Raw genomic sequence first — 14,896 nt, forward strand, 5'->3', positions numbered from 1 at the left:
GGGGCTACTCTTTCGCGTTGTGACCGCGGAACCGCATCTGCCCCTCCCGCCCGAGCTCCCCCTGGTAGACGAACCGGGTGGTACGGACGTTGACCTCAAAACGCAGATCATCCGCTTCGGCCTCACCGGCGGGTTCTCCGCCATTGTCGACTTCGGCCTCTACACCCTGCTGTTCCAGCTGCTCGGTGTGCCCTTGGCCATAGCGAAGTCGATCAGTTTCATCGCGGGAACCACCACCGCCTACCTGATCAACCGCCGCTGGACCTTCAAGGCCGAGCCCAGCCGCAAGCGCTTCGTGGCGGTGGTGATTCTCTACGCGCTGACCTTCGCCCTCCAGGTCGGCATCAACCAGGTCTGCTACTACGCGCTGCCCGATGCGTGGTGGCGCATCTGGCTCGCCTTCGGCATCGCCCAGGGCACCGCCACGGTGATCAACTTCATCGTGCAGCGCGCGGTGATCTTCAAGATCCACTAGTACTCGACGAGCGCGGCGCGCGCCTCTTCCTTGGCGTGGAAGTAGTCGCCGCCCTTGGCGCGAATATTGTCGGTGCCCCATTGGCGGGCCTCGCGGCGGGCGGGGACCAGATGGGGGATGTGTTTACGGCAGTGGATGTAGGCCTCTTCGATATCGACCACCACCCAGCGCTCGGGGACGCGGCCGCGCTCGTTCGGGGGGAGGCCGGGGACGCAGCGGCGCATGAGGGGGTCGTCGACTATGCGGGCGGTGCCATTGATGTGCAGGCCGATGAGATCCTGCACGAAGTCGATCATGAGAATGCCGACGTGCGGGTTCTCCAGGATATTGCCCAGGCTGGCCATGACGCCGTTGCCGCGGTATTCGGGATAGGCGACGGTGCGGTCGTCGACGACGTGCAGGAAGCCGGGCTGCCCGGCGCGGAAGCTGCAATCGCATTCGCCGTGTTTATCGGAGGTCGCGATGAAGGCCATGTCCATCCGGCGGATGAAATCGATCATGTGGGTATTCAATCGATTTCGGACTTGATCGGAGTAGAAGCGGTCCGCGCGGTCTTGTGTACCGTAGCGCTCCTGTAGTTCCCGTTCGCCGTCGCTGCCGTTTCTGATACCGGGCATCGTGCGCCCCCTTTGGTAGCTGAACACCGGATGGAAGAGGCTCGGCCGCGAACATCGGCCATCCGAAATGCTATACGGTTTAACAATTTTAATGTGGCGAATGCGTGAACCGGCATATCCGCCCTGATGGGGCGGGGTCGACTGGCGCCGGACAAACCTTCCCGAGGGAGGATCCTCCCGGATGAAAGGGTCCGCAAGAGCCCAAAGTCGTTTAGCTGTAGGTGAGCTGACCTTGATTACGGGGCGCCGGTCGCCGAGATCCCCAGTGGGGGTTTCGGTTTCGCAATCCTGATTTATCCCTTTTGCATAGTTTGTCCGTATTTCGCACGACGACATCCCCCTTGCATGCGCCGATCATGATGCGCCCGAGGGAAATTAAAGACCGACCACTCGGAATTTAACGCGCCTTCTTCTCCAAACGGGCGCGATCGATCACCGTCACCGCACCCCGCCCCAGCCGCACCACGCCCTGATCCTCCAACTCGCGCAGCACCTTGTTTGCCGTGGCGCGGGTGGTGCCCGCCATGGACGCCAGATCCTCTTGCGTCAACCGGATGAGCGCGGGTTTGCCGCGCTCGTCCCCGTACACGGTGGCCAGGTGCGCCAGCCGCCGCAGCACCCGCGTCTCCACCGGCAGGTACAGCGCCTCCAGCACCGCCGCCGACAGGCGCCGCACCTGCGCGGCCAGGGATGTCGTCAGGAAGCGCTCCACTTGCGGATACTCCGCGCGCAGCTTTTCCAGCTGCGCCCGGTTCAAGGTCAGCGTCTGGGCGTCGGTGACCGCCACGATGGTCGCGGTCCGCCGCGCGTCCGGACTCAGCAGCGCCTGCTCGCCGAACATCTCGCCCGGCCCCAGGATGGTCAGCGTCGCGGTGTGCCCGAGCGGCGTGGTGACCCGCACGATGAGCCGCCCGGCCGCGATCAGGTGCAGGCTGTCGCCGGGATCGCCCTCGTGGCAGACGATATCGCGGCGCCGGAACTTGCGCGGCGTGCACGCGGCGATGAACTCCCGCCGCTCCTCCGGCGAAAGCCCCTCCAGCAGTTCGAATCTCATCGCAGCGCCACCAATTCGTAGACGGCGACCGGCTGGCTCTTGCCCTTGATGTCGAAGTCGCCCAGATCCTTCACCTCGGCCCGCGTCCCGAGCCGCTCCCGGGTCACCGGCCCCACCACCACCGAGCCCGGATCCGCCAGCGCCTCCAGTCGCGCCGCCAGATTGGTGGTGTCGCCGATGGCGGTGAAATTCCGCATCTCCCGCGCACCCACGTTCCCGACAATGGCCGGTCCGGTGTTCACCCCGACCCGGAACATGGGCCACGACATCTCCTCCGAGCCGCCCACCCGTCTCCCACCGCCGCCCTCAACGGGCAGCCCAGGGGCCGGCTCACCCTGCTGCCGTTCCCGCACGGCCGCCGTGGCCCGTTGCAGCGCGAGCCCGGCCCGCGCCGCTCGCAGTGCGTGATCCCGTTGCCGGACAGGCGCATTGAAGATCGCCATCACCGCATCGCCCACGAACTGCACCACGGTCCCGCCCTCGGCCAGGATCTCCGGCACGATGGCCCCGTAGTAGGTGTTCAGCATTCGCATGACCGCCGCCGGTCCGGCCTGCTCCGCGAACGGCGTGTAGCCGCGCAGGTCCGCCATCAGCACGCTGACCTCGTGCACCTCCCCGCCCAGCCCGGCCTGCGACGGGTCGGCCAGCAGCGTCGTCGCCACCTGCGGCGACATGTACGACCGGAACAGCCCGTCCAATTGCTGATAGAGCCGCGCGTTCTCCAGCACCACCGAGGCTTGGGCCGCGAAGGACCGCGCCACCGCGTGCTCGGCCGGTCCGAGTCCCGGATTCGGCTCCCCATAACTGGTCTGCGCACCGTAGATCGCATCGATCGGCGTCTGCTGCGGCGCGGGCCGCCACCCGAAACCCTGCCGCGGCGCACCCGGCCGGCCCACCGCGATCAGCGCCGGGACCGAGGCGCCCGCGCGGGCCAGCTCCAGCACGCCCGCCTGTATTCCCTTGACTGTCAAGGGAAAAGCGAATGCGGTGGGATTGGGCGGCCCGCCGTCGCCGAAGACCAGCCGGCCGCGCTGCACGATCCCGATGCGGACGGCATCGCGTTCGAAGGCGTACCCGGCCAGCTGCTGAATCTCGGTGAGCAGCTCGTGTTCCCCGCGAATCACATTGGCCCGCTCGCCGACCGCCACCAGCGCGCCCAGCCGCCGCACCTGCTCGCGCTCGTCGCCCACCGCGCGCGCACTCTGCTGCAGCACCGCCACCTGCCGTTCGGTGAGCCCGAACCGCCGCGCCAGCTGCTGCCCGACCGCGCCGAGCGGTTCGGCCGCGGACACCCCGCCGCTGGCCCGCTGATCGAGGGCCGCGACCATCTCCTCCAGCGCTCGCGCGTAATCGCGCTGAATGGCGGCGACCGTACTGCGCTGGGTGACGCTGTCGAACAGCCCGCGCACCGACCCTTCCCGCCGGAAGTTGCGGTGCACGCTCACGGCAATGAGCGCGAACGCCACCCCCAGCAGCACATGCCACTCCCACCAGGAGACCCGCCAGCTGCGCCCGAAGCCGACCGCGAACATGGCCTCGGCCAGCAGCACGAAGGCGGTGAGCACACTGAGCAGCACCGTGCTGCGATTGCGCAGATACCGCACGGCATACGCGCCCGCCGCGATCAGATAGCCCGCGCCGCCGACGAACGCGGCCGCCACCAGCGGCCCCTGCGCCTCGGACGGATCCGGCACGATATCGAAGGGCGGCACCCGGGTCAGCGACAGCAGCGCCCACACGCCCATGAGCGTGAGCGGCAGCACCGCGAGCACCTCGGTGAAGCCGTGCGCCCGCCCGGTGGGCCCGTAATCCACCACCGAGGCCAGTGCCGCCACACTGCCCAGGATCATGCCGACCGGCACGGCCACGGTGAAGCCGACATTCGCCGTGTCCACGATGATTCCGGGCGTGGCCAGCGCGTGCAGGCCCAGGAAGCCCGAATTCAATTGGAACACCAGCGAAACCAGGATCAATCGCATATCCCGGTGCGCGCGGGCGGCGCGCAGCATGAGCACGCCCAGCGCCAGCGACAGCAGGGCCGCGCCGAGAATCAGCCAGAAATGCACACCGCGATGCTGGAATTCGTGATCCAGGTGCGGTCGCGCCACCAGCAGCGCCAAGCCCGCGGCGGGCAGCGCGACGTGCACCGCCCACAGCAGTACCCGCAGGAAGGACATGCCCCCGCTCCCTGGATCAGGCGGGACTGAGCGTCACCGGCACACCGTTGAACACGGCATTGCCGGAGGGCACGTCCACGAGCGAATCATCGGTCAGCGCATTGGCGTTCACCCCGGCGTGCGCTCGCGCCACCCGCTGGCCGGAGTCGCCGTGGCCCCAGCCGTGCGGCAGGCTCACCACCCCGGGCATGAGGTCCTCGGTCGGCTCGACATCCACGGTGAGCGTTCCGGCCGCCGATTTCACGACGGCCCGCCCGTTCAGCCCGAGCCGCAGCGCATCATCGGGATGAATCTGCAGCGTGCACCGATTGGACCCGCCGACCAGCGGCGCCACATTGTGCGACCAGCTGTTGTTGGAGCGCAGCTGCCGCCGCCCGACCAGCACCATCTCCGGTTGTTCCGCGGCCAGTCGGCCGCGCAGCCGCTCCACGTCCGCGAGCAGCTGCGGCGGCGCCAGCTCCACCTGTTTGGACGCGGTCCGCAGCACCCCCGGTAGCCGCGGTTGCAGTGGCCCCAGATCGATCCCGTGCGGATTGTCCAGCAGCACTTGCAGAGTCAGCTCCCCGCCGTTCCACGCGCCATAGGGTCCGAGCCGCAGCATCATGTCGATGCGCTGTTCGGTGGTGTTCGCGCCGAGCAGTTCCTCGCGCCGGTCCGCCATCCCCGCCTTGTGCAGCGCCCCGGCGATGACGATCTCGTCCACCACCGTCAGCGGGTCCAGGCCGGGTTGCGGCTCCTGCCCGCTCACCGCCAGCGCCAGCCGCGCCAGCACCGCCGCCTCGGACGGCCGGTCGCCGAGCGGCACCAGCGGCCGCGAGTACCGCGCGTAATTGCGCACCGCGAACTGCAGCAGCGCGAAGTCGTAGTGCGGGGACTGCACGATGCGCGGCGGCGGCAGGATGACATCGGCGTGCCGGGTGGTCTCGTTGAGATACCGATCCACGCTCACCATGAATTCCAGCCCGGCGAAGGCGGCGTCCAGTCGCGCACCGCTGGGCGCGGACAGCACCGGATTCCCGGCCACCGTCACCATGGCCCGGATCTGCCCCTCGCCGGGGGTGAGGATCTCATCGGCGAGCGTGGCGACCGGCAGTTCGCCGAGGGCCTCCGGCAGCCCGCGCACCCGGCTGGCCCAGCGCCCGGGCCGGAACGGGCGGCTGCGCACGATGCCCAGCGCCGCGCCATGGGGGAACATGGCGCCGCCGGGCGAGTCCAGATTGCCGGTCAGCACATTGACGACATCCACCAGCCACTGCGTGAGGGTGCCGAATTCCGCTGTACAGGTGCCGATTCGCGCGTAGACGGCGGCGGTCGGCGCGGCGGCCAGCTCGCGCGCCAGCCGCACGATGGTGGCTGCGTCGACGCCGGTGCGGGCCGCGACCGCCTCCGGCGGGAAAGCCGCTGCGGCAGTGCGCACTTCCTCGAGTCCCTGCGCGTCCACGCGAATATCGGTGAGCCCCTCCGCGAACAGCGTGTGCACGATGCCGAAGAGCAGATACGCGTCACTGCCCGGCCGGATGAACAGGTGCTCGTCGGCCAGCTTCGCGGTCCGCGTCCGCCGCGGATCCACCACCACGAACTTCCCGCCCCGCTGTCGCAGCGCCTTCAACCGTCCCGGGAAATCCGGTGCGGTGCACAGCGACCCATTGGATTCGAGTGGATTCGCCCCCAGCATGAGCAGATAGTCGGTCCGATCCAGATCCGGTACCGGCACCGCGAGCGGATCGCCGAACATGAGCCCGCTCGACACCTGCTTGGGCATCTGGTCGGCGGTGCTGGCGGAGAACAGGTTCCGCGTCCCCAGCGCCCGGACGAGCACCGGCACGTACAGCGCCCCGGCCACGGTGTGCGCATTGGGATTGCCCAGATACAGTCCGACGGACTGGTTTCCGTGCGCGGCGGTGATCTGTGGCAGGCGCTCCCGGATGACCCCGAAGGCCTCCTCCCAGCTAGCGGCCCGCCACCGCCCGGTGGCGCGATCGCGAATCATGGGTTCGGTGAGGCGATCCGGGTCCTCGTCGAGATGCCCGAGCGTGGCCCCCTTGGGGCAGATGAAACCGCGACTGAACGGATCGGCCTGGTCGCCCCGTATGGACGTGATGTGATTGTCGGTGTCCAGGGTGAGCTCGAGCCCGCACACGGCCTCGCAGAGCGGGCAGGTGCGCAGCAGTTTCCGGGTGCTTTCCGTGGCGGCGGTCATAATCAATGATCGCGCGTCGGCCGGAAAGACGTATCACTTCCGCACCAACCGCGCCGCTGCTGACCTGATCTCGCCACGTCGCCGTGCGGATAGCGCAGTTGTGTCAGCGTGTTGACACTCGGCAGGTGTGCGCGCGGACAGACCCGCCGCGCTCCCGCGACGAGGCTGGCCCCATGCGATTCCTGGACCGGACCCAAGCACTGGATGCCCTGAACATCGCCCGGGAGGATGTGGCGGCGGGCACCGCCACGGTGGTCGCGGTGACCATCGGCGGCGCGCCCGGCCTCTTCGTCCGCGCCCCGGAGCCCGCCTCGCCCGATGCGGCCGCGGCCGCGAGCCTGCCGAAGCTCACCTCGCGGCAGCGCGATGTGCTGGATCTGCTCTGCGCGGGCCTGACCAATGCCGAGATCGCCGAATACCTGGTGCTGTCCATCCGCACCGTGGACCATCACGTGTCGGCGATTCTGCGCAAGCTGAACGTGCGCACCCGGCGGGATGCGCGCGCCCTGGTGCTGAATCAGGCGCTGCCGCGCCGTCCGGGCCATCCGGTGCGCCCCAGAACGGCACTCCTGCATCAGAATTCACACCCGTCGCGCATCATTCGCCGCAGCGCGTGATCTGTGTCCGAAGGACGCTCTCACCTCGCTGCATATCGAATATCGATCACAACGCAACGTTTCATCCCATGTACGCGAAAACCGCGGGTGCCGGGGAGCACCCGCGGTTTTCGCGGTTCAACGCCTGCTGCTACGAAGCGATACGGGACACCTGCGGCATGACGCCCTTGGCGGCGGCGCGCACGGCCGCTGCGATGGCCACCACCGGCGGCACCCAGCGCGCCTCGTGCGGAGCAACTTCCCAGCTGGTGGAGCCGGCCGACAGCTGGGTCGGCGGCAGCGGGATGCCCGCACCGTCGGTGTAGATGACCGCACCGCTCGCGCGCAGCGCCTCGAGGGCCATGGCGGCCTTGCCGACCCCGGTGACCAGGTGGATCTCGCGGCGCTCGGCGCCCGGGATTTCGATGATCGGGCCGGTCATGTCATTGGCCCGCAGGAAGCGGCGGACGAAAGCGGCCGTCTCGCCGGTGACCTCGATGCCCGCCACCTGGTCGTCGGTGATCAGGCAGATGCCGTTGGCCGTTTCGGCGACCGTCCAGCCACGCTGGATGCAATCCTGCGCAGATGCGGCCACCGCGGCCGCCGTGACGGAAGACGAAAACGTCGTGCGCACTGGTTTCTCCATTCCCCGGTAGAACTTCTGTGATGCTCTGTGCGGGGTATCGGAACGGGGTGTTCACGGCGTTACACGTTCTTTTTCCTACGGGTTCGCTTGTCGCCCTTATCGAGACCTCTCATAGGTTCCGAGACTCGAAAGTGACTCTGTCACATCCATGACAGAAGGCTGATGCACCGCCACTGCCTGCGATAACGCCGTCAAGCCCGGTTTCGCGACGATTCGCGGCCGCGTATCGCCCGTCCGAGACAGTGTTGTAGAACACATCTCGCACCTGGTGCGCCGCGCCTGCGATACCGGTGACACTTCGCATGGCCGAATCAGCCTGTGCGAGAGGAGATCGACGGCATGACCGACCAATCGGGCGGGAGCGCAGCGGAGCTCGAGGATTTCGAGGAGCCCGTCGAACCCTTCGCCAGTCCGGGCGCCTTCGGTTCCTGGAGCATCGAGGCCGCGCGCGCCCTGCTGGACCTGCAATTTCATCGCGCCGCCACGCGCACGCTGCTGCCGCTGGCCTACATGCTGGGACTCCTGGGCGCCTTCGCCGTCCCGATTACCTGCACGGTGCTGCTGTGGCGGGTGTCGATGCTGCTCGGCCTGGCCTTCGGGCTGGTGGTCGCACTGCCGCTGGGCCTGGTCATCGCCGCCGTGGTGCGGCTGCTGCTGGAGTTCGTGCTCAATGCGTCCCGGCTGGCCGCGCGGGTGGAGCACATCTCCGAACTGGCCGACGATCTGTTCCAGGCACTTTCGGATGTGGCCGAACCGGTCAATCAGCTGTCGGAAGACGTTCGAGCGGTGCAGTTCTGGCGCTTCCGGGGCCGTTCGTCACGGAAATAGCAGGCCGCGCGGGGGGATCGGGATGATCTCGTTGGGCGGCCGGTCCGTGGATCGGTGAGTTTTCCTGTGCAACAATGCGATCGCATAACTCGTAAGGGGGAGGGATGGCATTACCTCAGGGGATCACCGGATCCACCATGCCGCGGCGGCAGCTCGGCCGTCATCTGCGCGATCTGCGCAATCGCGCGCGCATGACGACCAGGGTGGCGGCCCAGCGGCTGGAATGGTCGGAAGCCAAGATCTGGCGCATAGAAACCGGGCAGACCTCGCTGCGCAGCCTGGATGTCGAGGCCATGTGCCGCATCTACGGCGCGCCCGAGGACGCCATCGAACCGCTCACCGCCCTGGCTCGGGAAACCAAGGCGCGCGGCTGGTGGACCGAATACAGCGATGTCATCGATGAGGGGTACGAGGTCTACATCGGTCTCGAGGAGGCCGCGGCCCGGCTCACCACCTATGAGAACGAGCTGGTGCCAGGGCTTTTGCAGACCGAGGCGTACTATCGGGCGGTGCTCGCGGGCGCGTACCCGGGCATCTCGGCCGATCAGGTGGACCGCCGCGTGCGGGTCCGGCTGGCCCGCCAGGCCCTGCTCACCCGGCCCGAATCCCCGCTCCAGCTGGATGTGGTGATCTCCGAGGCGGTGCTCTGGCACCGCATCGGCGGCGAGGAGGTGGCCCGCGGCCAGCTCGACCGCCTGCGCAAACTGGGCGAACTCCCGAACGTGCGGCTACGCCTGGTGCCCGCCGACTGCGGGTACCACCACGGCATGGACGCCGGCCGCTTCGTGCTGCTCGAGTTCCCGGGCAGCCCGGATCGCACCGCAGAACCGCCGGTCGTGTACGTCGAATCGCTGACGGGCGCGTCCTACCTGGACAAAGACCACGATGTGGAGCGCTACCGCGAAGCGTTCGCGGCCGCAACGGGTCTCGCCGTGGACGCCCTGCCCATGATCGAGACCACGCTCGATTCGCTCTGACTGCAGAGTGGGGGGGTTTGGGGGCGGTCCCCCAAACCCCCAAAGGATTCAGGGGCTCCCGAACCCAAACGGTTTCAGGGGTGGGCTCCCGAACCCAAACGGTTTCAGGGGCGGGCTCCCGAACCCAAAGTGTTTCAGGGGCGGGGTTCCCACCCCCCAAAGTGTTTCAGGGGCGGGGTTCCCACCCCCCCATGGGGTTTCAGGGGCGAAGCCCCTGAGAGTCTCCGAGAGTTGGGTTAACTCAACTCTTGTTCCAGCACAGCCCGGTGCGTGGGCAGCGCATCGCTGTGCACCGCGCGCCCCTTGTCGGTGAGACAGACGAAGATCGCTCGCCGGTCGAACTCGCACATGCTGCGCGAGACCAGTCCCTCGCGCTCCAACCTCGCCACCGCGCGTGACAGCGCGCTCTGACTCAGGTGGATATCGCTGGCGAGATCACTCATCTTGTAACTCTCGGCCCCCGCGTCCACGAGGCGGTCGAGGGTTTCGAATTCGCTGAGCCCGATGTGGTGGCGGCCTTGCAGCTCCTTTTCGAGGGCGCACGAGGTCGTCGCGTGCCGGGCCAGCAGATCGCGCCATTCGGCGACCAACCCGCTGGTGGCGGGCCGTTCGACAGGCGCTGTCGACTTCGGCATGACCAGATCCTAGTCGTTCCGGTCGAAACATGCAACCGCATTTAATGCTTGTGCAATTGATGCGTGTGCATGTACTGTCCGATCTTGTGACTTTGACCGAGACCCGCGCCGCAGTGAGCAACGCGGCCGCAGATTCCACACAGTGGCCGATTCGCCTCTGGGGCATGCTCATCACCCTGTGCATCGTGCTGTTCCTGGACGGCCTGGACGTGTCGATGATCGGCGTCGCCCTGCCGTCCATCGGCGCCGAACTCGACCTCTCCCACTCGACCCTGCAGTGGCTGGTCAGCGGCTATGTGCTCGGCTACGGCGGCCTGCTGCTGCTGGGCGGGCGCACCGCGGACCTGCTCGGGCGCCGCAAGGTGTTCCTGATCGCCCTGGCGGTCTTCGCCCTCGCCTCCCTGGCGGGCGCCCTGGTCAGCTCCGGCCCGCTGCTGATCCTGACCCGATTCATCAAGGGCCTGGCCGCCGCGTTCACCGCGCCGACCGGTCTGTCCATCATCACCACCAACTTCGCCGAGGGGCCGGCGCGCAACAAGGCGCTGTCCATCTACACCGTGTTCGGTGCGGGCGGCTACTCCATGGGCCTGCTCTTCGGCGGCCTCATGACCGGCCTCGGCTGGCGCTGGACCTTCCTGCTGCCGGTGCCCGTCGCACTCGCCGCCCTGGTCGCCGCGATCTACCTGGTGCCCAAGGACAAGCCCGCCGAAGAAGGCGGACACGATCTCTTCGGCGCGCTGCTGTCCACCGCGGCCATGCTGCTGCTGGTCTACACCGTGGTCACCGCGCCCGAGGTGGGCTGGGCCTCGGCCCGCACCATCGTCTCCTTCGTGGTGGCGGCCGCCCTGTTCGCCGGCTTCGTCGCGGTCGAGAAGCGGGTGCGGTACCCGCTGATCCGCCTCGGCATCCTGAAGAAGAGCACCCTGGTGCGCGCCAGCCTCGCCATCATCGCGGTGGGCGGCTCCTACTTCAGCTGGCAGTTCATCACCACGCTGTACCTGCAGGAGACCCTGGGCTGGTCGCCGCTGAAGCTGGCCCTCGCCCTGCTGCCGGTCGGCCTGCTGGTGGTGGCCTCGGCCTTCGTCTCCGACAAGCTGGTCGATCGCTTCGGCACCGGGCCGATCATCGGCATCACCATGGCGATCATGGCCGTCGGCTACCTGCTGTACCTGCGGCTGGACACCGATCCGAACTACCTGACCATGCTGCTGCCCGCCGTGCTGCTGATCGGCATCGGCTGGGTCGGCTTCCCGGCCATCAATATTCAGGCCACCAGTGGTATCGACGATGACGAGCAGGGCTTGGCGGCCGGCGTGCTGCAGACCGCCATGCAGGTCGGCGCGGCCATCGTGCTCGCGGTGACCACCGCCATCATCACCTCCGGTTCGATCACCGACGCCACCCCCGCCGAGGTGCTCGACGTCTACCGCCCGGGCCTGGAATTCGCCGCCGGCGTCTCGATCGTCGGTGCGCTGATCGCGCTGTCGGTCTACCTGCCCAAGCGGCGGGCTCGCCAGGAAGCGCAGCAGCGGGAGCTGGAGGTCGAACTGGTCGGCTGACATTCCTACCGGCCGGTCGGGCGCAGCTCACACGACCGACCGGCCTGACCGAAAGGATTGGGGCGCATCGCTAACGCGATGCGCCCCAATGCTGTGGGGGGAAGCGGGGGCTAAGCCCCCGAACCCCCTTAGGGCTGCGCCCGCGGACCTAGGGCTGCGCCCGCGGACCTAGGGCTGCGCCCCGGATGCTCAGGGCTGCGCCCCGGACGCTCAGGGCTGCGCCCCGGACCCCTATAACGCTGCGGCCTGGACCTCTGGGTTGCGGACCTGAACCTCTGGGTTGCGCCACCTGGACCTCTGGGTTGCGCCGCTGGGCCCTTGGGTTGCGCTGCTGGGCCCTTGGGTTGCGCTGCTGGGCCCTTGGGTTGCGCTGCTGGGCCCTTGGGTTGCGCTGCTGGGCCCTTGGGCTGCGCCCCGGGCTTTAGGTTGCGCCGCCGGACCCTTGGTCGGGGCTGCGCCTACAAATCCGCCAAACGTGGTGCGGCTGCGTCTTTTGCCGAGCGGATGAAGGTGAGTGGCTCACCGTCGCGGCCTACCGTCGGCCATTCGATGGCCAGGTCCGGATCGAAAGCGTCCAGGTCGCGGTCGAATTCGGGGGTGTATTCGAGGGAGCACAGGTAGTTGACGGTGGAGTCGTTCTCGAGGGCGAGGAGGGCGTGGCCGAGGCCTTCGGAGAGGAAGACCGAGCGGCGGTCGACGTCGTCGAGGAGCACGCTGTCCCAGCGGCCGTAGGTGGGGGAGCCGGGGCGCAGATCCACGACCACGTCGAGGAAGGCGCCGCGCAGGCAGGTCACGTATTTGGCCTGGCCGGGGGGATCCTCGGTGTAGTGGATGCCGCGCAGCACGCCGGCCGCGGAGGTGGAGGTGTTGACCTGCAGCAGGTCGAAGGGGCGGCCGACCGCCTTCTCGAATTCCGAGGCCTTGAAGGTCTCGACGAAGATTCCGCGCTCATCGCCACGCAGTACCGGCGTGAACTCCCAGGCCCCCGGCACCGCCAGTTCGCGAATCCGCATTTACTCGCCCCGTCCCTGTTCCAGCAGGCCCAGCAGATAGGAACCGTACCCGGAGCGCACCAGCGGTTCGGCCAGTTCGCGCAGCTCGTCGTCGTCGATGTATCCCATACGCCAGGCCACCTCCTCCGGGACTCCGATCTTGAGACCCTGCCGCTCCTCGATGGTGCGCACGTAGTTGGCGGCATCGAGCAGCGAATCGAAGGTGCCGGTATCGAGCCAGGCGGTGCCCAGCCGCAGCACGTCCACCTGCAGCCGGCCCTGTTCGAGATAGGTGCGGTTGATATCGGTGATCTCGTATTCGCCGCGCGCGGACGGTTTCAAACCCCGGGCGATCTCGATGACGTCGTTGTCGTAGAAGTACAGCCCCGGGATGGCGTAGTTGGACCGCGGCGCCTTGGGCTTCTCCTCGATGGAAATGGCCTTGCCGTCGGCGAATTCGACCACGCCGTAGGCGGTCGGGTCCGATACCCGGTAGGCGAAGACCGCACCGCCGTCCAGCTTTTCGAACCGCGCCAGGCTGGTGCCCAGGCCCGGCCCGTGGAAGATGTTGTCGCCCAGCACGAGTGCCGCGGTATCGGCGCCGATGTGGTCGGCGCCCAGCACGAACGCGCGGGCCAGCCCGTCGGGTTCGGGCTGCACGACATAGCGCAGGGAGAGCCCGAACTGGCTGCCGTCGCCGAGCAGGCGGGTGAAGGCCGGGGCGTCCTCGGGGGTGGTGATCACCAGGATGTCCCGGATCCCGGCCAGCATGAGGGTGGACAGGGGGTAGTACACCATCGGCTTGTCGTAGACCGGCACCAGCTGTTTGCTCACCCCGCGCGTGATCGGGTGCAAACGCGACCCGGTGCCGCCGGCCAGGATGATTCCGCGCATGTCACAGCAGTCTGCCAGTTCGGTCCCGGACAGGTGCGGGGAGGTTCCGAGTGGACGGCGAATCGATCACAGCCGTTTACCCGCATACCGATCGGGCGATTAGTGTTGCGTAGGTCACGTTCCCCGTGGTGTTCTGAAACGGCACTATGTGAGATCTCAGCGCCGAGACCTCCGCGCCGGGCGCCGGGCTGTTGCCGGTTCCCCTCGTCGATGGCCCGGCGCGTCAGCGGAGGGTAGGTGCGCCATGGCAGCCACCGGCAATGACGGCGTCGTGAATCCGGATGGGGGCAGCCGCTATTCGCAGGCCCTGGCACTGGGCTGCCGAGCCTTGATGATCAAGCCGCTGGGCGAGACGGTGCCCGTCACCGCCGCCACCATGCCCATGGTCGCGGGAGTCATCAACGGCCTGGCCAGACTTCGGCCCACCCCGCGCGGCGTGGAACGGGAACAGGTGCGGCTCAACGGCTTCCGCATGGAGATCGTCCGCCCGGCCGGCGCGCGGCGCTCGCTGCGCGACGGGGCGGTCATGTATCTGCACGGCGGCGGGTTCTTCCTGTGCGGCCTGGACACCCACCGGCCCGTCGTGGCCGCGCTGGCCCGCCGCACCGGACTGCCCGTGGTGAGCGTGGAATACCGGCAGCTGCCGGAAACCGATTTCGCCGGGGCGATCGGTGATTGCCTCACCGCCTACCGCTGGCTGCTCGGTCATGGCGCCGACCCCTCGCGCATCGTCTTCGCGGGCGATTCCGCGGGCGGCTACCTGACCTTCGCGACCGCCTTGCGGGCCCGCGACGCCGGGCTGCCGGTGCCGGCGGGCCTGGTCGGACTGTGCCCCGCACTGGATCTGGACTGCACCGAGAAGCGCGCGCACCCGAATCTGCGCCGGGACGCGCTGATTCCGCTGTCCGCGCTGGAATCGGTGGTCAAGCTCGGTGCCGAGGTGAACGGCCGGCTGGATCCGGAGCTGTCGCCGGTCAATGCCAGCCTCGCCGGCCTGCCGCCCGCCCTGCTCATTGTCGCCGAGGACGAGGTGCTGCGGCGCGACAGCGAGATCATGGCGCAGCGGCTGGCGCGGGCGGGAGTGCCTGCCACGCTGGAGATCTGGCGCGGACAGGTGCACGCCTTCATGGCCATCTTCCCGAATATGCCGGAGAGCCGGGCCGCCCTGGCCCATGTCGCGCAGTTCGTGCGCGCCCGCATCGGCGCCGAAACCGTCGCGCGCACCGCCTGATCCACTGGGAAGCCG

14 protein-coding genes are annotated in these 14,896 nt (G+C 68.3%); 6 read left to right on the plus strand and 8 right to left on the minus strand.

The features are described 5' to 3' along the window. Window positions 1-19 precede the first annotated feature (19 nt). Window positions 20-475: a GtrA family protein gene (locus tag ACYQ5L_RS00960; protein ID WP_379194015.1), complete on the plus strand. Its 456-nt coding sequence runs from the start codon at window positions 20-22 to the stop codon at window positions 473-475. On the opposite strand, the gene ACYQ5L_RS00965 is transcribed toward ACYQ5L_RS00960, so the two are convergent. From ACYQ5L_RS00965 to ACYQ5L_RS00980, 4 genes are all read right to left on the minus strand, one after another. Further along, entirely contained in the window at window positions 472-1,092 is a 621-nt protein-coding gene (locus ACYQ5L_RS00965) for a pyridoxamine 5'-phosphate oxidase family protein (protein WP_459954931.1), read from the minus strand. The two genes, ACYQ5L_RS00960 and ACYQ5L_RS00965, sit on opposite strands and share 4 nt — an antisense overlap. Window positions 1,093-1,489: 397 nt before the next feature. Beyond that, on the minus strand, window positions 1,490-2,146 hold the full coding sequence (locus ACYQ5L_RS00970; RefSeq protein WP_459954932.1) for a Crp/Fnr family transcriptional regulator: 657 nt from the start codon (window positions 2,144-2,146) through the stop codon (window positions 1,490-1,492). Further along, a complete protein-coding gene (locus ACYQ5L_RS00975; RefSeq protein ID WP_459954933.1) occupies window positions 2,143-4,323 on the minus strand; it encodes an adenylate/guanylate cyclase domain-containing protein in 2,181 nt (726 codons plus the stop codon). The genes ACYQ5L_RS00970 and ACYQ5L_RS00975 overlap by 4 nt, the downstream gene beginning before the upstream one ends. Before the next feature lie 16 nt (window positions 4,324-4,339). Beyond that, on the minus strand, window positions 4,340-6,523 hold the full coding sequence (locus ACYQ5L_RS00980; protein ID WP_459954934.1) for a molybdopterin-dependent oxidoreductase: 2,184 nt from the start codon (window positions 6,521-6,523) through the stop codon (window positions 4,340-4,342). 173 nt (window positions 6,524-6,696) lie between these two features. Between ACYQ5L_RS00980 and ACYQ5L_RS00985 the strand changes: the two genes are divergently transcribed. Beyond that, a complete protein-coding gene (locus ACYQ5L_RS00985; RefSeq protein WP_459954935.1) occupies window positions 6,697-7,140 on the plus strand; it encodes a response regulator transcription factor in 444 nt (147 codons plus the stop codon). 130 nt (window positions 7,141-7,270) lie between these two features. Here the strand turns inward: ACYQ5L_RS00985 and ACYQ5L_RS00990 are convergent, their stop codons facing one another. After that, on the minus strand, window positions 7,271-7,753 hold the full coding sequence (locus ACYQ5L_RS00990; RefSeq protein WP_459954936.1) for a hypothetical protein: 483 nt from the start codon (window positions 7,751-7,753) through the stop codon (window positions 7,271-7,273). Window positions 7,754-8,104: 351 nt separating this feature from the next. On the opposite strand from ACYQ5L_RS00990, the gene ACYQ5L_RS00995 reads away from it, so the two are divergent. Both ACYQ5L_RS00995 and ACYQ5L_RS01000 read left to right on the plus strand, forming a co-directional pair. Next, window positions 8,105-8,593 carry a DUF4282 domain-containing protein gene (locus tag ACYQ5L_RS00995; RefSeq protein ID WP_459954937.1) on the plus strand — a complete coding sequence of 163 codons (489 nt, stop codon included), beginning with the start codon at window positions 8,105-8,107 and terminating at the stop codon, window positions 8,591-8,593. A 104-nt stretch (window positions 8,594-8,697) separates the two neighbouring features. Next, a complete protein-coding gene (locus ACYQ5L_RS01000; protein WP_459954938.1) occupies window positions 8,698-9,570 on the plus strand; it encodes a helix-turn-helix domain-containing protein in 873 nt (290 codons plus the stop codon). A 236-nt stretch (window positions 9,571-9,806) separates the two neighbouring features. Here the strand turns inward: ACYQ5L_RS01000 and ACYQ5L_RS01005 are convergent, their stop codons facing one another. Further along, window positions 9,807-10,205: a MarR family transcriptional regulator gene (locus ACYQ5L_RS01005; protein WP_459954939.1), complete on the minus strand. Its 399-nt coding sequence runs from the start codon at window positions 10,203-10,205 to the stop codon at window positions 9,807-9,809. 44 nt (window positions 10,206-10,249) lie between these two features. Between ACYQ5L_RS01005 and ACYQ5L_RS01010 the strand changes: the two genes are divergently transcribed. Continuing rightward, complete coding sequence (locus ACYQ5L_RS01010) at window positions 10,250-11,764, plus strand: MFS transporter (protein ID WP_459954940.1); 1,515 nt, start codon at window positions 10,250-10,252, stop codon at window positions 11,762-11,764. 458 nt (window positions 11,765-12,222) lie between these two features. On the opposite strand, the gene ACYQ5L_RS01015 is transcribed toward ACYQ5L_RS01010, so the two are convergent. Together ACYQ5L_RS01015 and rfbA are read right to left on the minus strand one after the other, a co-directional pair. After that, window positions 12,223-12,777 (minus strand): dTDP-4-dehydrorhamnose 3,5-epimerase family protein, encoded by a 555-nt coding sequence (locus ACYQ5L_RS01015; protein WP_459954941.1) that lies wholly within the window; start codon window positions 12,775-12,777, stop codon window positions 12,223-12,225. Next, window positions 12,778-13,650, minus strand: a complete 873-nt coding sequence (gene rfbA / locus ACYQ5L_RS01020) for a glucose-1-phosphate thymidylyltransferase RfbA (RefSeq protein ID WP_459954942.1) — start codon at window positions 13,648-13,650, stop codon at window positions 12,778-12,780. A gap of 244 nt (window positions 13,651-13,894) precedes the next feature. On the opposite strand from rfbA, the gene ACYQ5L_RS01025 reads away from it, so the two are divergent. Next, window positions 13,895-14,881 carry an alpha/beta hydrolase gene (locus ACYQ5L_RS01025; RefSeq protein ID WP_459954943.1) on the plus strand — a complete coding sequence of 329 codons (987 nt, stop codon included), beginning with the start codon at window positions 13,895-13,897 and terminating at the stop codon, window positions 14,879-14,881. The last annotated feature ends 15 nt before the right edge of the window (window positions 14,882-14,896 follow it).

It is taken from the genome of Nocardia sp. IFM 10818 (assembly GCF_054655275.1).

Bases quoted from the DNA above. Each gene is read 5' to 3' on its own strand.
- rfbA (WP_459954942.1), bottom strand. From the start codon at position 13,650: ATGCGCGGAATCATCCTGGCCGGCGGCACCGGGTCGCGTTTGCACCCG.
- ACYQ5L_RS00965 (WP_459954931.1), bottom strand. From the start codon at position 1,092: ATGCCCGGTATCAGAAACGGCAGCGACGGCGAACGGGAACTACAGGAG.
- ACYQ5L_RS00985 (WP_459954935.1), top strand. From the start codon at position 6,697: ATGCGATTCCTGGACCGGACCCAAGCACTGGATGCCCTGAACATCGCC.
- ACYQ5L_RS01005 (WP_459954939.1), bottom strand. From the start codon at position 10,205: ATGCCGAAGTCGACAGCGCCTGTCGAACGGCCCGCCACCAGCGGGTTG.
- ACYQ5L_RS01010 (WP_459954940.1), top strand. From the start codon at position 10,250: ATGCTTGTGCAATTGATGCGTGTGCATGTACTGTCCGATCTTGTGACT.
- ACYQ5L_RS01000 (WP_459954938.1), top strand. From the start codon at position 8,698: ATGGCATTACCTCAGGGGATCACCGGATCCACCATGCCGCGGCGGCAG.
- ACYQ5L_RS00995 (WP_459954937.1), top strand. From the start codon at position 8,105: ATGACCGACCAATCGGGCGGGAGCGCAGCGGAGCTCGAGGATTTCGAG.
- ACYQ5L_RS00980 (WP_459954934.1), bottom strand. From the start codon at position 6,523: ATGACCGCCGCCACGGAAAGCACCCGGAAACTGCTGCGCACCTGCCCG.
- ACYQ5L_RS01015 (WP_459954941.1), bottom strand. From the start codon at position 12,777: ATGCGGATTCGCGAACTGGCGGTGCCGGGGGCCTGGGAGTTCACGCCG.
- ACYQ5L_RS00975 (WP_459954933.1), bottom strand. From the start codon at position 4,323: ATGTCCTTCCTGCGGGTACTGCTGTGGGCGGTGCACGTCGCGCTGCCC.
- ACYQ5L_RS01025 (WP_459954943.1), top strand. From the start codon at position 13,895: ATGGCAGCCACCGGCAATGACGGCGTCGTGAATCCGGATGGGGGCAGC.
- ACYQ5L_RS00970 (WP_459954932.1), bottom strand. From the start codon at position 2,146: ATGAGATTCGAACTGCTGGAGGGGCTTTCGCCGGAGGAGCGGCGGGAG.